The 21,749-nt window shown below is 64.8% G+C and carries 18 protein-coding genes; 7 read left to right on the forward strand and 11 right to left on the reverse strand.

Annotation, left to right across the window (positions count from 1 at the left end):
* Nucleotides 1-147 precede the first annotated feature (147 nt).
* Nucleotides 148-2,037: a DNA primase gene (gene dnaG / locus DDF70_RS13700; RefSeq protein WP_114945420.1), complete on the forward strand. Its 1,890-nt coding sequence runs from the start codon at nucleotides 148-150 to the stop codon at nucleotides 2,035-2,037.
* 188 nt (nucleotides 2,038-2,225) lie between these two features.
* Complete coding sequence (rpoD, locus tag DDF70_RS13705; protein ID WP_114945421.1) at nucleotides 2,226-4,223, forward strand: RNA polymerase sigma factor RpoD; 1,998 nt, start codon at nucleotides 2,226-2,228, stop codon at nucleotides 4,221-4,223.
* A gap of 379 nt (nucleotides 4,224-4,602) precedes the next feature.
* Here rpoD and DDF70_RS13715 read toward each other — a convergent pair whose 3' ends face one another.
* Complete coding sequence (locus tag DDF70_RS13715; RefSeq protein ID WP_114945445.1) at nucleotides 4,603-5,859, reverse strand: MgtC/SapB family protein; 1,257 nt, start codon at nucleotides 5,857-5,859, stop codon at nucleotides 4,603-4,605.
* A 175-nt stretch (nucleotides 5,860-6,034) separates the two neighbouring features.
* Between DDF70_RS13715 and DDF70_RS13720 the strand changes: the two genes are divergently transcribed.
* From DDF70_RS13720 to DDF70_RS13730, 3 genes are read left to right on the forward strand one after another with little or no spacing between them, the layout of a single operon-like run.
* Entirely contained in the window at nucleotides 6,035-6,436 is a 402-nt protein-coding gene (locus DDF70_RS13720) for a CidA/LrgA family protein (protein WP_114945423.1), read from the forward strand.
* Nucleotides 6,429-7,151, forward strand: coding sequence for an LrgB family protein (locus DDF70_RS13725; RefSeq protein WP_114945424.1), 723 nt, complete (start codon nucleotides 6,429-6,431; stop codon nucleotides 7,149-7,151). Before DDF70_RS13720 ends, DDF70_RS13725 begins: the two co-directional genes overlap by 8 nt.
* A gap of 39 nt (nucleotides 7,152-7,190) precedes the next feature.
* A complete protein-coding gene (locus DDF70_RS13730; protein WP_114945425.1) occupies nucleotides 7,191-7,640 on the forward strand; it encodes a DUF1801 domain-containing protein in 450 nt (149 codons plus the stop codon).
* 142 nt (nucleotides 7,641-7,782) lie between these two features.
* On the opposite strand, the gene DDF70_RS39205 is transcribed toward DDF70_RS13730, so the two are convergent.
* Complete coding sequence (locus DDF70_RS39205; RefSeq protein WP_205772430.1) at nucleotides 7,783-8,283, reverse strand: calcium-binding protein; 501 nt, start codon at nucleotides 8,281-8,283, stop codon at nucleotides 7,783-7,785.
* Nucleotides 8,284-8,304: 21 nt separating this feature from the next.
* Nucleotides 8,305-9,018, reverse strand: a complete 714-nt coding sequence (locus tag DDF70_RS37485; protein WP_205772428.1) for a CAP domain-containing protein — start codon at nucleotides 9,016-9,018, stop codon at nucleotides 8,305-8,307.
* 281 nt (nucleotides 9,019-9,299) lie between these two features.
* Between DDF70_RS37485 and DDF70_RS13740 the strand changes: the two genes are divergently transcribed.
* Nucleotides 9,300-10,520 (forward strand): MFS transporter, encoded by a 1,221-nt coding sequence (locus DDF70_RS13740; protein ID WP_425374076.1) that lies wholly within the window; start codon nucleotides 9,300-9,302, stop codon nucleotides 10,518-10,520.
* A gap of 95 nt (nucleotides 10,521-10,615) precedes the next feature.
* Here the strand turns inward: DDF70_RS13740 and DDF70_RS13745 are convergent, their stop codons facing one another.
* The 4 genes from DDF70_RS13745 to DDF70_RS13760 form a co-directional block, all read right to left on the reverse strand.
* Nucleotides 10,616-11,380, reverse strand: coding sequence for an isocitrate lyase/PEP mutase family protein (locus tag DDF70_RS13745; RefSeq protein ID WP_114945426.1), 765 nt, complete (start codon nucleotides 11,378-11,380; stop codon nucleotides 10,616-10,618).
* 5 nt (nucleotides 11,381-11,385) lie between these two features.
* On the reverse strand, nucleotides 11,386-12,441 hold the full coding sequence (locus DDF70_RS13750; protein ID WP_114945427.1) for a bifunctional transcriptional activator/DNA repair enzyme AdaA: 1,056 nt from the start codon (nucleotides 12,439-12,441) through the stop codon (nucleotides 11,386-11,388).
* Nucleotides 12,442-12,522: 81 nt separating this feature from the next.
* Nucleotides 12,523-13,851, reverse strand: coding sequence for a cytochrome c peroxidase (locus DDF70_RS13755; protein ID WP_114945428.1), 1,329 nt, complete (start codon nucleotides 13,849-13,851; stop codon nucleotides 12,523-12,525).
* Nucleotides 13,852-13,856: 5 nt separating this feature from the next.
* A complete protein-coding gene (locus DDF70_RS13760) occupies nucleotides 13,857-14,714 on the reverse strand; it encodes a hypothetical protein (protein ID WP_114945429.1) in 858 nt (285 codons plus the stop codon).
* 119 nt (nucleotides 14,715-14,833) lie between these two features.
* Between DDF70_RS13760 and DDF70_RS13765 the strand changes: the two genes are divergently transcribed.
* On the forward strand, nucleotides 14,834-15,493 hold the full coding sequence (locus tag DDF70_RS13765; protein ID WP_114945430.1) for a Fe2+-dependent dioxygenase: 660 nt from the start codon (nucleotides 14,834-14,836) through the stop codon (nucleotides 15,491-15,493).
* A gap of 116 nt (nucleotides 15,494-15,609) precedes the next feature.
* On the opposite strand, the gene DDF70_RS13770 is transcribed toward DDF70_RS13765, so the two are convergent.
* The 4 genes from DDF70_RS13770 to DDF70_RS13785 all read right to left on the reverse strand — a co-directional run bounded on the left by DDF70_RS13770 (nucleotide 15,610) and on the right by DDF70_RS13785 (nucleotide 21,266).
* The gene (locus tag DDF70_RS13770) at nucleotides 15,610-17,214 is read right to left on the reverse strand and encodes an MBL fold metallo-hydrolase RNA specificity domain-containing protein (protein WP_162820394.1); all 1,605 of its coding nucleotides are present in this window, start codon (nucleotides 17,212-17,214) and stop codon (nucleotides 15,610-15,612) included.
* A 108-nt stretch (nucleotides 17,215-17,322) separates the two neighbouring features.
* Nucleotides 17,323-19,167: a heavy metal translocating P-type ATPase gene (locus DDF70_RS13775; RefSeq protein WP_245435480.1), complete on the reverse strand. Its 1,845-nt coding sequence runs from the start codon at nucleotides 19,165-19,167 to the stop codon at nucleotides 17,323-17,325.
* A 35-nt stretch (nucleotides 19,168-19,202) separates the two neighbouring features.
* Complete coding sequence (locus DDF70_RS13780; RefSeq protein WP_114945432.1) at nucleotides 19,203-20,036, reverse strand: universal stress protein; 834 nt, start codon at nucleotides 20,034-20,036, stop codon at nucleotides 19,203-19,205.
* Nucleotides 20,037-20,192: 156 nt separating this feature from the next.
* Nucleotides 20,193-21,266, reverse strand: a complete 1,074-nt coding sequence (locus DDF70_RS13785; RefSeq protein ID WP_114945448.1) for an NAD(P)-dependent alcohol dehydrogenase — start codon at nucleotides 21,264-21,266, stop codon at nucleotides 20,193-20,195.
* Nucleotides 21,267-21,749 lie beyond the last annotated feature (483 nt).

Here is a 21,749-nt window from a genome sequence, read left to right on the forward strand (position 1 = left end):
GGGCGTGACGGCTGTTCCAGAGGGGCGACGTGATCGGCAGGCGATGGCACGGCTGTGGATTGCGGGCACAGAAAAGCGTGGCCTTGGGGTTTTTAACTCTGCCGTGACCGCACTAGTTTATGGAGCAGGTTTGGAGATTCACGCCTCGTGCGCTACCCGCCCCAAATCCTGGAAGAGATCCGCGCCCGGCTGCCGACCTCGGCGGTCGTGGGAAAGCGCGTGCGCCTGAAGAAGGCAGGGCGGGAATGGAAGGGGTTGTCGCCCTTCAACGCGGAGAAGACGCCGTCCTTCTACGTGAACGACCAGAAGCAGTTCTATCACTGCTTCTCCTCGGGAAAGCACGGGGACATCTTCACCTTCCTGATGGAAACGGAAGGCCTCTCCTTTCCCGAGGCCGTGGAGCGGCTGGCCGGCGAAGCGGGCGTGCCCCTGCCGACGCTCTCGCGCGAGGACCGGCAGCAGGAGGTCAAGCGCAAGAACCTCCACGACGTCATGGAACTGGCGGCGGAGTTCTTCGAAGCCTCGCTCCAGGGGCGCTTGGGCGGCAAGGCGCGGGACTATCTCGCCGGGCGCCAGCTCAGCCGCGAGACGCAAGCCCGCTTCCGCATCGGCTATGCGCTGTCCGAGCGCTATGCGCTGCGCGACCATCTCGCCGGCAAGGGCGTGCCGGTCGAGATGATGGTGGAGGCGGGTCTCGTCCATGCGGGCGAGGAGGGGAAGATCCCGGCGGACCGCTTTCGCGACCGGGTGATGTTCCCGATCTGCGACGTGCGCGGCCGGGTCATCGCCTTCGGCGGCCGGGCCATGAGCGCCGACGTGCCGGCCAAATATCTCAATTCGCCCGATACGCCGCTCTTCAACAAGGGCCGGCTCCTCTACAACTACCATCTCGCCCGCCAGCCGGCTCATGAGAAGGGCACGGTCATCGCCGTGGAAGGCTATGTGGACGTGATCTCCCTGAGCGTCGCGGGCTTTCCCCATGCGGTCGCGCCGCTCGGCACGGCATTGACGGAGGACCAGCTCACCCTGCTTTGGCGCCTCGCGGAAGAGCCGATCCTCTGCTTCGACGGCGACAAGGCCGGACAACGGGCTGCCTACCGGGCGCTCGACGTCGCCCTGCCGAACCTGATGCCGGGCAAGTCCCTTCGCTTTGCCATGCTGCCGGAGGGGCAGGATCCGGACGATCTCGCCCGCGCCGGAGGAAGCGCCGCCGTGGAACGCGTCCTCGCGTCGGCGCGGCCCCTGGTCGATGTGCTCTGGACCCGGGAGCTCGAGGCCGGTCCCCTCGATACCCCCGAACGCCGGGCGGCCCTGGAGCGCCGCCTGCGCGAATCACTGGCGCTGATTCGCGACGAAACCCTCAAGAAATACTACCGGGAGGACATCGCGAGCCGGATTTCGGCCTTGAATGCGGATTCAAGGCCGAAAAGGTTCGACCGCCAGGGCGGGGGTGGCCGGCGGGATTTCGGCAAGCCCCAGCCCATGACGCCAAGTTCCCGCCTGAGCGTCTCGCCGCTGCTTGCCCGCAACCCGCTTTTTGCCGGCAGCACGGCCGAGAGCCCCCGGGAGGCCATGATCCTCTGCACCTTCCTGGTCCACCCGGAACTCGTTCAAAATCATGTAGAAACCCTTGCAGATCTTGAACTTGAGGGCCGGTCCACCCAAATGGTGCGCAGTCTCCTGCTCGATGGAGCGGCGAGCGGCGAACCGGCCGATCCGACCGTCATGAGGGCCCGCCTTGAGCGGGCCGGACTGACCGGGGCGGCCGAAAGATTGACGGCTCTGGTCCGTCCAGGCGACCGGTGGATGCTGGATCCACATGCGGATCCCTTGCGGCTTGAGGACGCATTGAGGCAAGCCATCACCTTGCATCGCCGCGCACGCACGTTACATAGCGAACTTCGAGCTGCTGAGCGCGCGCTCGCCGAAGAGGACAACGAGGCCAATCTCGCCTGGCTGCGAGAGGTCCAAAACCAACTGTCCTCCGTCGAGGGTGCCGAGGCCGACATGGACAATGCGGGGGCTCTCGGTCTCTGACATCCGTGAATGGCAGAGTGCGGCAAGCTGGGCGGTTGGAGCAGGGGATGGTTAACGGTTAGTCAAGCGACTCACTGTTTATAATTGGCAATGAATTTCGGGTGGCGGAGCTCTGCAGGCTTGGCCGCCCATTCGCGCATCGCGGGTCCTGTAGGGGGGATGAGCGGGGCGCTGGAGTTGAGCAAAGCATGGCAACGAAGGCAACCGAACGGGACGAAGGCGAGACGACGGCTCCGGAGCAGCAGAGCGACGGGCCCCTGCTCGACCTGAGCGATGCCGCCGTTAAACGGATGATCAAGCTCGCGAAGAAGCGCGGGTATGTCACTTATGACGAACTGAACGAGGTTCTGCCTCCGGAGGAGTTCTCCTCGGAGCAGATCGAGGACGTGCTCGGCCAGCTCTCCGAGATGGGCATCAACGTCGTCGAGTCCGAGGAGACCGAAGAGGGCGCCCAGCCGGAAGCCGAAGAGGAGGAGGCCGATGGCGGCGACCTCGTCGAGGCGTCGCAGACCCGCGCCGTGGCGGTGCGGGAAACCACGACCAAGGAGCCGACCGACCGCACGGACGACCCGGTGCGCATGTACCTGCGCGAGATGGGCTCGGTGGAGCTTCTCTCCCGCGAGGGCGAAATCGCCATCGCCAAGCGCATCGAGGCCGGCCGCGAGGCGATGATCGCGGGCCTCTGCGAAAGCCCGCTCACCTTCCAGGCCATCATCATCTGGCGCGACGAGCTCGTCGAAGGCCGGGTGCTCCTGCGCGACATCATCGACCTCGAGGCCACCTATGCGGGCCCCGACGGCAAGGGTGCGCCCAAGGTGGAAGGCATGGGCGAAGGGGAGGCCGAGGAAGAGACGGCCGAGGGTGAAGAGGGCATGACCCCGCCCGAGGGCGAACTCGACGACGACGACATGGAGAACAACGTGTCGCTCTCGGCCATGGAGGCCGAGCTGAAGCCGCGCGTTCTCGAGACCTTCGATTCCATCGCCGACAACTACAAGAAGCTGCGCCGCCTGCAGGTCGAGCATGTGGAACAGCGCATGCAGAACAAGCAGCTGACCCCGGCCCAGGAGCGCAAGTACAAGGAGCTCAAGTCGGATATCGTCACGTCGGTGAAGTCGCTGTCGCTGAACAACAACCGCATCGAGGCCCTGGTCGAGCAGCTCTACGACATCAACAAGCGCCTCATCTCCCATGAAGGCCGCCTGATGCGCCTGGCCGAGAGCCACGGCGTCGCCCGCGAGGAGTTCCTCAAGCACTACCAGGGCTGGGAACTCGACCCGAAATGGGTGCTGCGCGTCTCCAAGCTCGGCGGCAAGGGCTGGAAGGACTTCGTCGCCAAGGCGAAGGACGGCATCCACGACCTGCGCGAGAACATCCACAACCTGGCGAGCGAGACCGGTCTGGAGATCCAGGAGTTCCGCCGCATCGTCATGATGGTGCAGAAGGGCGAGCGCGAGGCCCGTCAGGCCAAGAAGGAAATGATCGAGGCCAACCTGCGCCTCGTGATCTCCATCGCCAAGAAGTACACGAACCGCGGCCTGCAGTTCCTGGACCTGATCCAGGAGGGCAATATCGGCCTCATGAAGGCGGTCGACAAGTTCGAGTACCGGCGTGGCTACAAGTTCTCGACCTACGCCACGTGGTGGATCCGGCAGGCCATCACCCGCTCGATCGCCGACCAGGCCCGCACGATCCGCATTCCGGTGCACATGATCGAGACGATCAACAAGATCGTCCGCACGTCGCGCCAGATGCTGCACGAGATCGGCCGCGAGCCGACCCCGGAGGAGCTGGCCGAAAAGCTCGCCATGCCGCTGGAGAAGGTGCGCAAGGTTCTCAAGATCGCCAAGGAACCGATCTCGCTCGAGACGCCCATCGGCGACGAGGAGGATTCGCATCTCGGCGACTTCATCGAGGACAAGAACGCGATCCTGCCCATCGACGCGGCGATCCAGAGCAATCTTCGCGAGACGACGACGCGAGTTCTCGCGTCGTTGACCCCGCGCGAGGAGCGCGTGCTGCGCATGCGCTTCGGCATCGGCATGAACACCGACCACACCCTGGAAGAGGTGGGCCAGCAGTTCTCCGTGACCCGCGAGCGTATCCGCCAGATCGAGGCGAAGGCCCTGCGCAAGCTGAAGCATCCTTCACGGAGCCGGAAGCTCAGAAGCTTCCTGGACAACTGAGCGAATTGAAAAAGGCGGGTTTTAAGACCCGCCTTTTTTATTGCATGGGTGATTGTCGAGGACACTGCGTGGGTGAGACTATTTTCGAAGCGTGGTATGATCTCGCCGACAGCAGCGTTGCCTTGCTTCCGTTGAGCGAGGTCCATCGGTTGCAATCTATCGGGCGTTGGCTGACGGAACCTGTTTTCCTTCATCGGATCCATGCCGAGTCTCTGGAAGCTGCCGTCGAGATTCATGAGCAGAAGATGGATTGGGAGAACTTTTGGGCCCAGAAGGATCTTCTTGCCGACTGCCCTCACTGCGGTGCTCGCTACTTTGTGCGACGCTCCACCACATGCCCTCGTTGCGAAAGCACTTCTTGAGCATCGAGCGTTCGTCATCAGCCGAACATCATGAAAGCCGCGCCGCCCGCCGCGATCGCGGCGGCGCTCGCAGCCGAGACGATCCAGCCTGCTTTTCCCGTTCCTAGGCTGAACGTCATTCCCGCCTTCACCACCGTGTTCACTGCAACGGCGGTGCCGATGCCGAGCGCCGCCGTGACGGGCGTGATGCTGTCATTGGCGAGACGCGCGAGCGAGAGCGTGATGGCATCGACATCCGCGATGCCGGAGAGGGCCGCCAGGATGGTGATGCCCATGTTGCCGGCGGAACTGCCGATCACCTTCGCCAGCAGGCTGATCACGGCGATCAGGCCCGCGAGCTTCAACGCGGTCCCGAGATCGAAGGGGCTCTTCATGCCGAGCTGAGGACGCTCCGTGCTTCCCTGGCCGTGAGTGAAGAAGAGCAGCCCGGCCGCCGCGATCAGAACAATGCCTCCGGCGCCGAGAGGCCAGGCGAGCGGCACGAGCAGGGCGTTGTTCAGGACGCTGGCGATGACCAGCACGCGGATGACCATTACCGATCCCGACAGAAGGATGCCGCCGGCGAGCAACGGGCTCGCGGCCGGATGCTCGCGCGCCAGCCGGGCGAGGGTGACGGTCGTCGCGGTCGACGACGCCAATCCGCCCGCGAGCGCCGCGAGCGCCACGCCCGCCTGACTGCCCATGATCTTCACCGCGATGTAGCCGGCGAAGGAGATGGCCGCGATGATGGCGAGCAGCCAGATTTCGAACGGGTTGACGGCATCCCAGGGATCGACCGTCCGGTTCGGGAGCAACGGCAGCGCCAGGAACGTCATCGCAAGGAGAATGAGCGCCGACCTGATCTCCAGCCATGTGAGCTTGCGCACCCATTGGTGAAGGGGCTGCTTGAGCGCGAGGATGAGGGTGACCACGACGCCCGCGGCGGTCGCGATTTCGAGGTTGCCCAGCACCGCATAGGCGCCCAGGCAGAAGGTGAGGAGGCCGGCGACGACGCCCGTGACGCTGAAGTTCTCCTCGGCCTTCGCCTCCAGCCAGGAAAAGGCGCTGAACGCGAGAGCGAAGCCGAGGAAGGAGAGAGCCAGAAAGGCCGGGCTGGTATAGCCCGCCAGAACGGCCGACAGGGCGCCGAGCAGGGCGATCAGCGTATAGGTCCGAAGCCCGGCGGTGCGCTCGCCCTCCGCCTCCTCACGTTGCTTCCAGCCGCGCTCCAGGCCGATCAGCAGGCCGATGGCCAGGGCAACGACAAGACGGAAAAGCAGAGACGTGTCGGTCATGACGCTTGTTGCCCAGCCGGCCAAGATGACAGACGGATATCTTCAGCCGTTCCGGTTCATTTAGCACGGGCAAGTTTCAGGAGACAGCCCAGCTTCACCGGATGCTGCCATCGGTGCTTTGCACGAACCCTGCATCACGATAACTCTAGCATCACGTCCGCTCCCGAGGCCGCTCATGATCGTCAGTCTGACCGTAATTCTTCTCTGCCAGTTGCTCGGCGAGATCGTCGCCCGCGGCTTCGGCTGGCCGCTTCCGGGACCCGTGCTCGGAATGCTGTTCCTGCTCGGTTTCCTGAGTCTGCGCGACCGCATCAGGACGAAGATCCCGGAATTCGGCAGGGCCCTCGACTCGACCGGGAAGGGGCTTCTGGCCCATCTCTCGCTGCTGTTCATCCCGGCGAGCGTCGGCGTGATCCAACGGTTCGACGTTCTGGCCGATTATGGCGTCGGGCTCGGCGTCGCGCTCGTCGTCTCGACCTTCGTGACGCTCGTCGTAACGGTCGTGGCTTTCGTCGTGGTGTCGCGCCTCACCGGCTCCTCGATGGAAGCGGCCGAGGAGGGCAAAGCCCGTGACTGATCAAGCCTTCTCCCTCTGGGTTTATCTCTCGCAGACACCGCTGCTGTGGCTCGTGGTGACGCTCGGGGCCTACGTCATCGCGGACCGCATCTCGCAGGCCTTCAGGCGGCATCCGCTGTGCAATCCGGTGCTGATCGCCGTGGCGGCCGTCGCTCTCGTGCTGTGGGTCACGGGCACGTCCTATCCGGTCTATTTCGAAGGCGCGAAGTTCGTTCACTTCCTGCTCGGTCCCGCGACCGTCGCGCTCGCCATACCGCTTTACGAAAACCGCGCCATCGTGCTGCGCTCGATCGTACCGATGATGGTGGCGCTCGTGGTGGGATCCGTCACGGCCATCGTGTCGGCCGTCACCGTCGCGCAGCTGTTCGGCATTCCCAATCCCATCCTCATCTCGCTGGCGCCGAAATCCGTCACCGCTCCCGTGGGCATGGGCATCACGGAAGCCCTCGGCGGCGATCCGGCTTTGACCGCGATCCTGATCATGCTCACCGGCGTCACGGGCTCCATCATGGTGACGCCGCTGATGAACGCGTTGCGCATGAAGGACTGGCGCGCCCGCGGCTTCGCCGTGGGTCTTGCTTCGCACGGCATCGGCACCGCGCGCGCCTTCCAGGTCCATTCCCTTGCCGGCACCTTCGCGGGCATCGCCATGGCGCTCAACGCGCTTGTGACGGCACTGCTCCTGCCGCTGGTGCTGAAGCTGCTGCTGGACTAGGCTTTTCCTGACGCGAGACGCAACGGGGCGGAAACGGACATGAAGAAAGCGACGGCAGAAGCGGTGAAAGAAGGCGGATCGGACGGTGTCCTTCAAGGCGAGACGCCCTCCCGGCTGATCGACGCGAGAATCGGGGAGCTGCGCGATTGGCGCGGCGAGACGCTCGCTCGGGTCCGGTCCCTCATCAAGCAGGCTGTCCCCGACGTGGTCGAGGAGTGGAAGTGGAGAGGGGTTCCCGTGTGGTCGCACGGTGGAATCATCTGCACCGGCGAAACCTACAAGAATGTCGTGAAGATGACCTTTGCCAAGGGCGCCTCGTTGGAGGATCCGTCACGCCTCTTCAATTCCAGCCTCGAAGGCAACACGAGGCGCGCCATCGATATTCATGAGGGCGAGGAGATCGACGAGAGAGCGCTGATGGCGCTCATTCGCGCAGCGGCGGCACTGAACATGTCGAAGAAACCCGCGGCTCGTTCCTCCCGTTCGTAGAAGGCAGGCGACCAGGAACGACTTTGCCGTCATGGCCGGCCTTGTGCCGGCCATCTCGATCCGAAGAGCGCTGCGCTTAAATCAATCGGGATCACCGGCACAAGGCCGGTGATGACGTAAGAGAGGTCAATGAGCCTACCAATCAGAACAGGAAGTCGGAAGCTCCGATCAGCGCATGTTTCACGTTGAGCAGCGTGATCGATTGGCCGCCGGCCTTGATGAGCACGTCGTCTGCCCTGCCGTCGCTGTCCGCGTTGAAACCGCTGATGCTGAGGCCTTTGAAGCTCAGGCCCGTGCCGTGCAGGTCGATGAGGTCGATGCCGTCCCGAAAGTCGGTGATCTTGTCCGCTCCCCAGCTGCCGTGGAACCGGAAGGTGTCCGCATCCGCGCCGCCGGTCAGGGTGTCGTTCCCGCTTCCGCCAGTGAGGATGTCGTTGCCGCTGCCCCCGGAAAGGGCATCGTTCCCACTGTCTCCGAAGAGCCGGTCGTCTCCACCATTGCCGCTGAGCGCATCGTTGCCGGCTCCGCCATAGAGCTTGTCGTTGCCACCGTTGCCGTGGACTTTATCGGTGCCGCCCAGCGCCTTGATCGTGTCGTCTGCGGCTGTCCCCTTCAGGGTGTTGTTGCCGGCAGTGCCTTTGATCGTGGTCGATACGGTCGGAGCTCACTGTGCCGGGTTGATCAGGTCCAGTTTCACGTTCGAGGCGCCGATGCTCACCTGCTTGGTCACGGGAGCATAGCCGCCGCCGGAGAAGGTGACCGAATAGGTTCCGGCCGCCAGTGCCAGGGTGTAGCCGCCGGCGCTTTGCGTCGTCGTGCTGTATTGGGCGCCGGTCGAACTGACGGCGGTCACGGTCAATCCGCCGAGCCCCTCGCCGATGTCGTAGAAACGGTCGCCATCCTTGTCGGCCATGCCGACGCCGGTGAGATACACCGCCGTGCCAGACTTTGCGAAGTTCTCGGTGACGAAGGCGCCGTCCCAGCTCTGGTAGGGGCCGGTGTCGAAGCCGATGCCGATTTCGCTGTAGGTCCCGTTGAGGATATTGGCCTTGTGGCCCGGGCTGTTCATCAGGTTCGTGTGCAGCAGCTCGACCTCGTCCTGAAGGCCCTCCGGCGCTCGCGTGCTGACCCAGGCGATGTTTTCAGCCGATGCCCAGGAGCCCAAGAAGGCATAGCCGGCCTGGGTCATCCGGTCGGTCGGCGTCGAGCCGCCCGATCCCGTATGGGAGAACGTGTCCGTCGCGATCATCCAGCTGCTGTGCGAATCCGCCGAGTCGTTCAGGTTGGCGTTGAAGGCAAGCGGCTGAGCTCCGGTCGTGGCGCGTTCGCGATTGACCAGTTCGAGCATGAGCTGCTCATAGGCCGTGGCTTGCGACATGAAATACCCCTTGATGCTACGAATTTTTTCATAATTGCCGGGACGGTCCCCCGAAGATTGGGACTTAGAGCCTAAATGGGAAAAAGTTGTGGCTCCCGGCTATATCGTTGCGGATTGTGCCGGCTCTCGGAGCGACTGAAGGAAATTCGCCCTACCTGCGCCGTAACCCTGTCCTGCAGCACGAGAGGGAGATCGGAAACGCATTCTGGTCTATAGCGGAACCTGGAAACGCCTTAAGGCTGGGCTTGGCCGCAAGCTTGGCAGCATAACGAAGAATGTCGATGACCAATCAAACGCCAGCCATGCCTCTCGGCTCCCGCCCTGCGCTCGTGGAGCGGACCGCCGTCCCGATCCTGGCCGCCATCAGCGTTTCGCATCTGCTGAACGACCTCATCCAGTCGCTGCTGCCGGCGATCTACCCCATCCTCAAAAGGGATTTCCATCTCGATTTCGGCCAGATCGGGTTTCTGACGCTGACGTTCCAGCTCACCGCGTCGCTGCTCCAGCCCATGATCGGCACATTCACGGACCGTCGGCCGCAGCCGTTCTCCCTCGTCGTCGGCATGGGCTTCACCCTGATCGGCCTGCTGACGCTCTCGCGGGCAGGGTCTTATTCGCTCCTGCTCCTGGCGGCCGCCCTCATCGGCATGGGCTCCTCGGTCTTCCACCCGGAATCCTCCCGCGTCGCGCGGCTGGCCTCGGGCGGACGGCATGGCCTGGCCCAGTCGGTGTTCCAGGTCGGCGGCAATGCCGGGAGTGCGCTGGGGCCACTGCTTGCGGCCTTCATTGTTGTTCCGTTCGGCCAGCCGAGCATCGCCTGGTTTTCCGCCGTGGCCCTGCTGGCGATGCTGATCCTCTTCGCGGTCGGTCGGTGGTATCAGGCGAAGCTCGTGGACCTGCGCGCCAAGCCGCGCACGGTCGAGACGGGATCGCTGTTCTCGAGGCGCCGCGTCGTGGTCTCGCTCGTGATCCTGGTGATGCTGATCTTCTCGAAGGACTTCTACGTCGCGAGCTTCACCAACTATTTCACCTTCTACCTGATCTCCAAGTTCCAACTCCCGGTGCAGGACGCGCAGATCCACCTCTTCATCTTTCTTGGTGCGCTTGCCGTCGGCACGTTGCTCGGCGGTCCCATCGGCGACAGGATCGGCCGGCGTTATGTGATCTGGCTTTCGATTCTCGGCGTCCTGCCCTTCACGCTCCTGCTGCCCTTCGCCAATCTGTTCTGGACGACCGTGCTGAGCGTGATCATCGGCGTGGTTCTGGCCTCCGCCTTCTCGTCCATCGTCGTCTATGCCATCGAACTCGTGCCGGGGCGCGTCGGCATGATCTCCGGCTTCTTCTTCGGCTTCTCGTTCGGCATGGCTGGGCTGGGCGCAGCGGCTCTCGGACATCTCGCCGACGTCACGAGCATCGCGACCGTCTATACGGTGTGTTCCTTCCTGCCGGCTCTGGGGCTTTTCGCGTATTTCCTGCCGAAGATCGAAAAGAAGCACGTCTGAGACGCAAGCTCATGGATATTCGAACGCTCTCCGAGGATCCGCACCTCAGAGAGCGTACGAGTGTCCGAGTGTCGAGCTCTCGCTGGAGCGGTACTTCAGATCAGGGCTGCTCGCGCGGCATCCTCCAGAGCCTTCATGGCCATGCGATACGGGCCCGGACCATGGCTGATGCGCGCGACGCCGAGTTCCGCGAGCCGGGAAGCCGCAGGCGTCTTCGCGCTCGCCATGATGTTCACAGGCAATGACGAGCCCTCGACGATTCGGGATATCAACGTCTCGTCAGCCAGGCCGGGCACAAAGAACCCATCGGCGCCGGCATCGGCATAGGCGCGGGCACGTTCCAGGGCTGTGGCGACGAGGCTCTTATGCTGGTCCGCCGCGGCCACTAGGAACACGTCCGTGCGCGCATTCAGAAAGGCTGGAACGCTGAGCCGGTCGGCCGCCTCCCTGGCACTTTTGAGTCGGGCCACCTGATCGGAGATCTCGCGCAACGGGCTGGTTTCGCGAGAGCTGTCCTCGATGTTGTAGCCGATGGCGCCGGCCTGCACCGCACGAGTAATGGTGACGCCGACCTCTTCGGGATTGGACCCGTATCCGCTTTCCAGGTCGATGGTGACCGGCAGATCCGTTGCCGCCACGATGCGCTCCAGATTGGCGAGGGCGAGGTCGAACGGCATGTCCTCGCCGTCGTCGAAGCCGTGCGCGGCCGCGACCGACCAACTACCTGTGGCGAGAGCCTTCGCTCCGCCCGCCGCAACCGCCTTGGCGCTGCCCGCATCCCAGACATTGAAGAGAATAATCGGGCTTCCGGGAACGTGGAGAGCCTTGAACGTTCCGGCCCTCGTGACTTGATCCGTCATGTCTTTCACCCCTTGGACAATGTTGTCGCGACACGCCGCTCGTGTTCGAGCAGCCATTGCTTGCGCCAGATCTTGCCACCATAACCGGTCAGCGATCCATCGGCGCCGATCACCCGGTGGCAGGGCACGATGACCGCCACTTGGTTGGCGCCGTTCGCCCGCGCCACGGCCCGCGGCGCATCGGGACGGTCGATGAAACGCGCGATCTCGCCGTAACTGCGCGTGGTGCCCGCGGGAATCCGGCGCAGCGCATCCCAGACCGTCGCCTCGAACGGCGTTCCCTTCTGCACGATGGGCACGTCGAAGGAGATCGAGCGGCCGGCGAAATATCGCTCTATCTGATGGGCCAGCGTGTCGAGCATCGGGTGCCGCCCGAAGCAGATCGGCCCGACGCGCTTGCGCAACCGCTCGATCTCGGTCGGAAGCGCCTTGCGTTCCGCGAATTCGAGCAGATGCACGCCCGCATCGTCCGCGACGGCGAGCATCGCGCCGATGGGCGTATCGAGCCATTGCGCGATCAGGATCTGACGCGCCGGCGCGCGGACCGGCGCGTCGCCGATGAGCTTGCTGATCGCATCGCGAAAACCGCTGCCGGATTCGTAGCCGGCATCGAGCTGGGCATCCATCACGGAGCCTCCCTGCTGCAAGGTATTGACCGCCAGACCGAGCCGCTGCGAGCGCGCATATTGCGCGAAGGTGACGCCGTATTCGCGCTGGAAGGCACGGCGCACGGTGGAGGGATCGTAGCCGAGAGCCTTCACGTCCTCGGCGCTCCACCGTCGGTCCGGCTCGACCCTGATCCTGTCCCTCAAAACGTCGAGCGCTCCGCTCGTCGGCCGCTTGATGTCGAGGGGTTTGCAGCGCAGGCAGGGGCGAAAGCCGGCATCCTGCGCCGCGTCCCTGCAGGAGAAGAACACCACGTTGTGGCGCTTCGGCTTGCGGGCCGGGCAGGTCAGGCGGCAGAAGATGCCTGTCGTCTTCACGCCCACATAGGCAAATCCTTCGTAGGAAGGATCGCGGGCGATCAGGGCGGCAAAGAGGGTGTCGTCGTCGCGGAGCATTGGCATGAACCCGTTTTAGCGCATCCCTCGGAGCCATGTCGCCGGAAACGAGGCGTGTATTTTTCTTTTGTCCGGTGCCGCTCACCGGACCTGGGCGACCTCCACGCTCAGGCGCATCTCCGGATGGATGCCACAGATCACATCGTAGTGGCCGGGCTCGTCGAATCCGATGGTCACGGTGTCGCCGGGGTTCTGGGCGTCCGAGTTGAAGCTCCTGCCCCGACCGTCGAGGCGCACGTTGTGGACGCGCGTATCATCGTTGACGATGCGCAGGGCCTCGCCCAGCTTCAAGATGATCGCGCCCGGCGTGAAGCGCTTGTCCTTCTGCCCGACGGTGGATGTCGGAATGGCTCTCTCGTCCGTCCCCCAGGACATCGCTTTCGCAGGCAGGCTCGCGGGGCGGGGAGGATCGTCGCTGGACAGGGTGGCGAGGAAGGCGACGAGTTGCGCGCGCTCTTCGTCATTCAGTTCGATCCGGCGCGGCAGGTCGGCCGAGACAGTGGGGCGCTGCACCACGTGTTCCGCGTAATGCGCGACGACATCGTCGAAGGTCGCAAGCGAGCCGTCATGCATGTAGGGCGCGGACCAGACCCGCTCGCGCAGGCTCGGCGTCTTGAAGGCATGGTTCGCGGCGTTCACCCCGAGGATGGGGCCGCGGCCCTTGTCCTCACCAGGCAGACCAATGTCGTGGAAGGCTTCGTCGGTGAACCGCCAGCCCTGATGGCAGGCCACGCATCCGGCTTTGCCGACGAAGAGCGAGAAGCCCGCAAGCTCGTTCGGTTCCAGAGCCTTGTCGTCGCCCTTCACCCAACGGTCGAAGCGGGTTTCCGGCGAGACGAGCGTTCGCTGAAAGGCCGCGAGCGCCTTTGCCAGGTTGGCCTGCGTCACGGTGGGATCATCGGGGAAGGCGGCCGCAAACGCCTTGCGGATCTTTGGGTCGGCATCGAGCGCCCGCAAGGCCGTCTGCAGGTTGCCGGCCATCTCGCGTTCGTTCTCGATCGGCCCCATGGCCTGAACTTCCAGGCTCGAGGCTCGGCCGTCCCAGAAGAAGGACAGGCCCCAGGCCAGATTCCACAGGGGAGGCGTGCGCCGGTCGAGGGGCTGTCCGTCGTGGCCGATATGGCGGTCGACACCGTCGGAGAACGACAGGTCGGCCTGATGGCAGGTCGAGCACGCCATGTCGCCTGAGCCCGAAAGGCGGGTATCCTCGAAAAGCTTCGCGCCGAGCGCGATCTTCTCCGGAGTTGCCGGATTCTCCGCAGGCGTCGGAGCATGATCCGGACGCGCGAAAGCCTGCCTCCAATGCGCGGCGTCGAGCGAAGCGGGCTTGTCGGCCGCTCCGCCCACGAGACTTGCGAGCACGAAGCCCGCCAGCACCCGACCGACTTTGGTGAAGCTCGCGCGCCACATCGAGGTTAGTGGAAGTTGCTGAGCTGCAACTCGAACTTGGCGACCGCGCTCAGGAATTGTCCGGAATCCTTCACCGCCTGCTTCGGCGGCGTCACGGCCGGGAAGGTCGCCTTCAGGTCGTCGAGGCTCGCCTGTAGGGCCTTGGCCGCGTCGGCATTCTTGGCGGAGGCGGCCGGCATGACCGTTCCGACGAGGCGGTCCACCTCGAACACGAAGCCACGCGCGTCCTGGTACTCGACCACGTTTGCGATGCGGCCTTTCTCGACGGCCTCCTCGTATTCGTCGGCAGCCTGCTGCAGCACTTCGAGGGCCGTTTCGAGCACGAAGTAAGTGCCGTCCGCTTCCTTTGTCTTCACGGCCGTCTCGGCCGCCGCCAGGCGCTCGTCGAGCGCCGCGCGGGCCCGGACATAGGCTTCCTTGTTCTTGGCCTTCACGGTCTGCGACAGGGACTTCAGGGCGACCTGGAACGGCGCGATGTTGAGGGGTTTCAACTGCTCGCGGATGCTGCCGTAGATCTCTTCCTCCGGATGCAGGAAGTGGGGCAGGGCGTCGGCCCAGCGGCCGGCCTCGATCAGCTCGGCACCGACGGTGAGATGGCCGCGAATCATTTCGATGCCGCGATAGACATGGAGCGGCGCCGGCAATTGGACCGCGCCGCCTGCTCCACCTTCATCGCCCTCGCCACCGGATGTGGCCGCCGGGGCGGCGTGGCCCTGGTGCTGAGCGAGCTGAAGCAGGGTCTGGCCGGCCTTGGCCTCGATCCCGACCTGCGGCTCGACATGTGGAGCCGCCGCCTGCACGGCAACCGGCGCGGCAACAAGGACGGCGGAACTCAGGCCCGCCCAGATCTTCCGTTTCTTCATGGATCCCCCTCGGCACGCTGGCTGCCGCGGCTAGTTTAGAAAAGCTAAAAACTGCGTGTCTTTACAAGAACTTAGCTACATAATATGGGGAGCTCGTGCAAGCCCGAAGGTGCTCTCCCATGCTGATCACGATTGCGGACGTCCTCCTCCCGGCCGATCTCGAAGAGGTTCGCGGGATGCTGAGGTCCATGCGCTTCGAGGACGGCCGCGCGACGGCGGGGTGGAGCGCCCGGTTGGTCAAGGACAACGAACAGGCCCGCGAGGGGGCGGCTCTCACCCTGCTGCGGGAGAAGGTGTCGACGGCCATTCTGAACAACGAGGTCTTCAACCTCGCCGCGCGGCCGAAGGCCCTGACGCCGCTGATCTTTGCCCGTTACGGTGCGGGCCGGGAATATGGCTCCCACGTCGACAATCCACTGATGAACGGCATCCGCACGGACGTGTCCTTCACGCTCTTCCTGGCCGATCCGGACTCCTATGATGGCGGGGAGCTCGTGATCGAGTCCGTGTCCGGCGAGGAGGAGGTGAAGCTCCCGGCCGGGCATCTGGTGGCCTATGACTCGACGAGCCTGCACCGGGTCGCCCCCGTCACGCGGGGAGAGCGCATGGTGGCCGTGGGCTGGGCGCAGAGCTATGTGCGCGACAGCGCCCGACGCGAGCTTCTGTTCGATCTCGAAACCGCCAGGCGCAACCTGTTCGCTCAAGCGGGCAAGACCCCGGAGTTCGACCTGCTGGCAAAGAGCAGCGCCAATCTGTTCCGCATGTGGGCGGAGGTTTGAACGTTCGGCTTTTGCCAGGATGAACCACATCCCGTCCTGTGCCGCCGATGGCTCTGATGGTCCTTATTGTCAGGCGAGAAGGCGTTCGGATTCCCGCTTCGCCTGCAACGACAAGATCAACGAGCCTGTTCTTTGGATCTGTCCTTCAGCGCATCCCTGATGCGCCGGATGATGACCCCTTTAGCCTTCCTGTCGGCCGCCGCATCGACGGCTTCACTGATCTCGAGAAGCAATTGCGCATAGTCGTTGTGCCAGTCGCGATGTCCGGCGCTCGTGCTCGGCAACCGGCCGTCCTGGCTTTCGACCCGAACAGCGTGATCGCCCGTCAGATCATAGATGTCATCGATCTCCGGAATGATGGCGCCGGGCGCGTGACCGATATCAGCGAGAGATTTTTGCAGGGCCTTCAGGGCCGGGTCCTCTCCGTGAACGAGGAAGATGCCGCGCCGAACCGGAAGGCGATCCGCAAGCCAAGCCTTCAGCTCAGGCCCGTCCGCATGTCCCGAATAGAGATCCAGGGTTCGCATGCGTGCCCGAACCTTGACCTCCTCGCCTTGGATCCGGACCGTCGAGGCGCCCTCCTGAAGGATCCGGCCGAGCGTTCCCTGAGCCTGGAAGCCGACGAAGAGGACGGTGGCTTCGTCCCGCCAGAGCCACGCCTTCAGGTGATGACGGATGCGTCCCGCCTCGCACATGCCGCTCGCCGCAATGATGATGTGGAAGCTGTGGATCCGGTCGATGGCCTTGCTCTGCTCCACAGATTCCGTGAAATGGACCGAGCGTGAGTCGAGCGCCTGTATCAGGTCCGAGCCGTTCCGGAGTTCACCTGCATGGCGCTTGAAGACGGCACTGGCCTTCGAGGCCAGAGGGGAATCGATGAAGATCGGAATGGCCGGCAATTCGCCCGCTTCCATCAGCTCCAGAAGATCGACGAGGAGTTCCTGGGTCCGCTCGACCGCGAATGATGGAATGAGCAGCACCCCGCTCGGGTGCATCGCCGCGCGGACCTCGTCGCGCAGCATCCGACGGCGGCGCTCGATGGTGGTGCCGGACCGGTCCGTGTCGCCGTACGTGGATTCGAGAACGACATAGTCGAGGTCGCGCGGGCCGTCCGGATCGGGCTGAAGGAGCTTGTGATCGGGGCCGACATCGCCGGAGAACAGGAGGCGAAGCGGCTTCTCGGCACCGCCGGACGTCACCTCCATCTCGATGGAGGCCGAGCCCAGGAGATGGCCCGCATTCCAGTAGCGCGCCCTAAATCCAGGGACGACATCCTGCCATCGGCCATAAGTCACCGGCCGAAAATATCGGAGAGACGCGACGGCATCCTCTTCCGTGTAGATGGGAGAGACGGTCTCGCGTCCGCGGCGACTGTTGCGGCGGTTGAACTGGTTGACCTCCATTTCCTGGATGTAGCCTGAATCCGGAAGCATGAGGGACGCCAGATCGGCCGTCCCGGCCGTCGCATAAATCGGTCCATCAAAGCCCGCCTTCACGAGCTTCGGTACGAGACCGCTGTGATCGATATGCGCGTGGGTGAGGCACAGTGCATCGATGCCGGCGGCCCGAAAGGGGAAGGGCTGGTAATTGAGCTCCCGCTCGGATTTGGACCCTTGGAACATTCCGCAATCGATCAGGACGCGGGCGGTTTCCGTTTCGAGCATGAAGCAGGATCCGGTCACCGTGCGGGCGGCACCGTGGAAGTGAAGGTGAAGCGACAAGAAAACCTCCTGGATATGAGGAACTGCGCAGCAGGAACCATCGCATCTTGGTCCATGCCCGTCGAGCTGATGTCAGGTGGTGCGGATTTCGATAGCTGCCGATTGCCATCAGGACGGCTCCGGTCCCCACAGGGCTCGCAGGGCGTTGAGGATCACCGCGACGTCGATGGCCTCCTGGATCAGGGCTCCCTGCACGGGTGTCAGGAGGCCCAATCCGGCGGCGATCATGCCGATGACCGAGAGGCCTAATCCCGCATAGACGCTCTGGAGCGCGATGTGGCGCGACCGGCGCGCCGCGAGAACGGCGGCAGGAAGCTTGTCGAGCTGGTCCACCAGGAGCACCACGTCGGCCGCTTCGGCGGACGCGGCCGCGCCTCTCGCGCCCATGGCGACGCCGACATCGGCGGCCGCGAGGGCCGGCGCATCGTTGACGCCGTCACCGATCATCATGACGGGCCCGTATCGTTTCTCGTCCTGCACGATGGCGATCTTCCGATCCGGCGTGAGCTCGGCATGAACCTCGTCGAGATGCAACCCGACCGTGACGGCCTGGGCTACCTCGCGGCGGTCGCCCGTCGCTAGGACGATCCGGGCGATCCCCAGGCGACGAAGAGTGTCGATCACCCGGGCCGCCTCCATCCGCAGGGGATCGGCCAGGATCAGGATCCCGGCCTCCTCGCCGTCGACCGCCACGGCGACGATGACCGCCCCGGAGGGACGTCGATTTTCGGAAACCGTCTGGGCTATTCTGGGAACGCGCTGCGAAACGTACCGGACACCGCCTACGGCCACGCGGCGGCCGTCCACGATCCCTTCCAGTCCTTCGCCCGGAATCTCCACGACCTCCGTCGGCGGCAGGAGATCGAGCCCTCGGTCCCGCGCCTCCGCAACGAGCGCCTGCGCGATGACGTGTTTCGATGCCTGATCGAGGGATGCCGCAAGCTGGAGGATCCGGTCGGACGACATGGCCGCCACGGGGAGGATCTCCACGAGCCGCGCCTGTCCGTGCGTGAGGGTCCCGGTCTTGTCGATGACCAGGCCCGTGACACGGGTCAGCCCCTCCAGCGCCCTCCCGCCCTTCACCAGCACGCCGGCCTTCGCCGCACGGGACACTCCGGAGACGATCGCCACGGGAACGGCGAGGATGAGTGGACACGGGGTTGCGATGACGAGCACGGCCAGCGCCCTGATCGGATCGCCGCTCCACAGCCAGGCGCCGCCGGCGAGCGCGACGGTCAGGGCCAGAAACGCCATGGCGTACCGGTCCGCCAGCCGCGCCATGGGCGCCTTGGAGCGCTGGGCGGCCTCGATCAGGCGAACGACTCCGGCATAGGTACTCTCGGCGGCCCGGCGCGTGGCCGTCAGGTCGAAGGCATCGCCGGCATTCGTGACGCCGCTCATGACCGGTTCGCTCGCCTTCTTCCGGACAGGAATCGACTCGCCTGTCAGCGCCGACTGGTCGAGGATGGCGACGCCGCTGTCGACAAGCCCGTCGACGGGAACCACGTCACCCTGACGGACGAGCAGGCAATCGCCGGGCGCGATGGCTTCGAGCCCGACCTCTTCGAGCCTGCCGTTGCGATGCCGAATGGCGACGCGCGGCACACGCGCCAGGAGCGCCGTCATCTCGCGGTTGGCGCGGCGCTCGGCGAAACTCTCCAGGTACTGCCCGCCGGCATACATCAAGGCCACGACGACGGCCGCGAGGTACTCCCCGAACGCGAGGGCGCCGGTCATGGACAGGGCTGCGACAATGTCGAGGCCGACATCGCCGCGCCGCAGGCTGACGACGATCTCGATCAGTAGCGCAACGAGGACCGGAAGGGTCGCCAGCGCCCAGACCATGCCGCTCCTCTGTCCGCTGCCGGCGAAGCGCATCCCGAAGCCCAGCACGAGGCCGAAGGCGGGTGCGATGACCAGAATCGGGCGAAGGAATCCTTGAAGGCCCTGCAAGGATCGAAGGACCGGGCAATTGCTCCGAGAGGATATCAATGTGCGATCAGCACAGGTCTTGCCGCGGTGTGGAGCACATCCCGCGTCGCACCTCCGAAAACCTGCTCTCTCAGCCGGGCATGGCCGTACCCACCCATGACGATGAGATCGGCCGACAGGCGGTTTGCCTCGTCCATGATGACATCGCCGATGCCGCGGTTCCTGCTCTCGGCAGAGACCACTTCCGCGACCACGCCGTGGCGCGCGAGATGGAGCTCCACCTCGCTCCACGGTTGGGTGCCTTCCGGAGGGTCGATGACGAGCACGATGGTGCGCGCCGCCTGCTCGATGAAGTCCAATCCTTCGCGCAGGGCACGGGCCGCCTCGCGGCTGCCGTTCCAGGCCACCAGCACGGTCCGGATCGGACCTTGCCGACGGCGCCCGGGCGGCACGAGCAGGAGCGCCCGCCCGCTGCCGAAGAGCACCGCCTCGGCGAGATCGGACCAATCGGTCCTATCGGGCTCGCGCTGGGGACGCGTGGCGATGAAGAGGTCGGCGCACCGCGCCAGTTCCGCAACCTCGGCGGACAGGACGCCGTAAGTCCCGTCGAGCCGGCAGAATTCATGCGGCACTTGAAGCGTGGCGAGCCGCTCCGTCAGACGCTGCGCGGTTACGTCCCCATCCCGCCGGGCCCTTTCGTCGAGTTCCGCAAGGACCTGAATGGCGGCTCCGCCTCCATCCATCGGAATGGGAACGGTGAGGTCAGACAGCAGGTTGGTGAAGATCCCGATCAGATGGGACTGGCTTGCCGTCGCAATCGCCTGCCCGTACTCCAACCGGATCTCGTCCTCGGCGCTCCCGTCGAGATGCACCATGATGTCCTTCGTCATCGCCTCGTTCCTCCATCGGCTCGGACACGGCTTCGTGCCGGAGCCCTTGAGGCCATCATGCGATCATAAGCAGGGCCTCGCTTTGATCTGGCGCAATCTGTCCACCGCAGGCGGCATCGTGGCTGCAGATCGGGGGCCTCACGCTACGGCCTCGGGTTATGGCGTGATCGCCACCTTCAGTACGCCGTCGCGCTGGTGGGAGAACAGGTCGTAGGCCTCCTCGATCCGATCGAGCTTGAAGCGATGCGTCACGAGAGGGCGCGTGTCGACACGCCCCGAGGCGATGGCGCCGATCAGCCGGCGCATCCGTTCCTTGCCTCCTGGACAGAGGGTTGTCCGGATCGTGTGATCTCCCAGCCCCGCCAGGAAGCCGTCAAGCGGGATCTTCAGGTCGCCCGAATAGACGCCGAGCGACGACAGGGTGCCGCCGGGACGCAGCACGCGCAGCGCCGCCTCGAAAGTCTGCTGTCGCCCGAGCGCCTCGATGGAGACGTCGACGCCGCGCCCATCGGTGAGGCGCCTGATCTCCTCGACCGGGTCCGCTTTCGTGAAGTCGACCACATGGTCCGCGCCCATCCGTCGCGACATCTCGATCCGCTCAGGTACGCTCTCGACCGCGATGATGGTGGTGGCGCCCATCAGCCTTGCGCCCGCCGTGGCGCAGAGCCCGATCGGGCCTTGGGCGAACACAGCCACCGTGTCGCCGATGCGGATGCGCCCGCTTTCCGCCCCGGAGAAGCCGGTCGACATGATGTCCGGGCACATGAGCACCTGCTCATCGGTGAGCCCGTCCGGGACCGGAGCGAGGTTCGCCATGGCGTCGGGCACCCGCACGTATTCGGCCTGGCAACCGTCGATGGTGTTGCCGAACTTCCAGCCGCCCATGGCTTTCCAACCATGTTTCGTGCCGGCTCCGTCCTGCGAGTGACAGCCGCAAAGACAGGCCTCGCTGTGCCCGCTCGGCGTGATGGCGCCGGCGATGACCCGCTGGCCCTCGCGGTAGCCCTGCACGGCCGAGCCGAGCTTCTCGATGATGCCGACAGGCTCGTGCCCGATGGTGAGCCCACGGGCCACCGGATACTCGCCTTTGAGGATGTGGACATCCGTGCCGCAGATCGTCGTCGTGGTAATGCGAACGAGCGCATCGAGCGGTCCGACATCCGGGATCGGCTTTTCATCGAGAACGATGCGTCCGGGTTCGACGAAAATGGCCGCTTTCATCTTGGGCATGTTCATCTCTCCCAAGGCTGATCGGTCTTCATCATACCACAGGACGGGGCCGGACCCACCATTCTTGGCGGGATGGCGACCGGATCACGCACGAGCCGTTGATGGGATGGTCTCCGTAGATACGGGATTTCCCGTCACAATGGCCGGGAACGGTCTGAATGAAATCGGGATTCAAACGCCATCGTCGGACAAAAGCCGGCCGCCGCATCAAGAGGGACTCCACGGCGGCTGCGCAGTATTGCTGCGACCGCAGAGACTGTCGCCGATGCCGAGCGTGAGAACGGAACGCCGCTCGCGACAGAGAGGCTGTCGAGGTTGTGAAGTGGCGTTCCGACGTGACATTCGAGTAGGGCCGCCATCGCCGAACCCGGCAAAACGAGGTCGAATGTGATGAGCGTCGCCGAGACGGCGAACGGCTTCCGGTGGGCGTTCCTGGTCACGCTGCTATCATCGTTGTTCGGTTGCCTCCTGCTCGTGAAGGCG

This window comes from Microvirga calopogonii, from assembly GCF_003347665.1.
Lineage (GTDB): Bacteria > Pseudomonadota > Alphaproteobacteria > Rhizobiales > Beijerinckiaceae > Microvirga > Microvirga calopogonii.

Excerpts from the sequence above, each read along its gene's own strand:
- rpoD (WP_114945421.1), top strand. The coding sequence starts at position 2,226 with ATGGCAACGAAGGCAACCGAACGGGACGAAGGCGAGACGACGGCTCCG.
- DDF70_RS13715 (WP_114945445.1), bottom strand. The coding sequence starts at position 5,859 with ATGACCGACACGTCTCTGCTTTTCCGTCTTGTCGTTGCCCTGGCCATC.
- DDF70_RS13720 (WP_114945423.1), top strand. The coding sequence starts at position 6,035 with ATGATCGTCAGTCTGACCGTAATTCTTCTCTGCCAGTTGCTCGGCGAG.
- DDF70_RS13730 (WP_114945425.1), top strand. The coding sequence starts at position 7,191 with ATGAAGAAAGCGACGGCAGAAGCGGTGAAAGAAGGCGGATCGGACGGT.
- DDF70_RS37485 (WP_205772428.1), bottom strand. The coding sequence starts at position 9,018 with ATGTCGCAAGCCACGGCCTATGAGCAGCTCATGCTCGAACTGGTCAAT.
- DDF70_RS13740 (WP_425374076.1), top strand. The coding sequence starts at position 9,300 with ATGACCAATCAAACGCCAGCCATGCCTCTCGGCTCCCGCCCTGCGCTC.
- DDF70_RS13745 (WP_114945426.1), bottom strand. The coding sequence starts at position 11,380 with ATGACGGATCAAGTCACGAGGGCCGGAACGTTCAAGGCTCTCCACGTT.
- DDF70_RS13750 (WP_114945427.1), bottom strand. The coding sequence starts at position 12,441 with ATGCTCCGCGACGACGACACCCTCTTTGCCGCCCTGATCGCCCGCGAT.
- DDF70_RS13755 (WP_114945428.1), bottom strand. The coding sequence starts at position 13,851 with ATGTGGCGCGCGAGCTTCACCAAAGTCGGTCGGGTGCTGGCGGGCTTC.
- DDF70_RS13760 (WP_114945429.1), bottom strand. The coding sequence starts at position 14,714 with ATGAAGAAACGGAAGATCTGGGCGGGCCTGAGTTCCGCCGTCCTTGTT.
- DDF70_RS13765 (WP_114945430.1), top strand. The coding sequence starts at position 14,834 with ATGCTGATCACGATTGCGGACGTCCTCCTCCCGGCCGATCTCGAAGAG.
- DDF70_RS13780 (WP_114945432.1), bottom strand. The coding sequence starts at position 20,036 with ATGACGAAGGACATCATGGTGCATCTCGACGGGAGCGCCGAGGACGAG.
- DDF70_RS13785 (WP_114945448.1), bottom strand. The coding sequence starts at position 21,266 with ATGCCCAAGATGAAAGCGGCCATTTTCGTCGAACCCGGACGCATCGTT.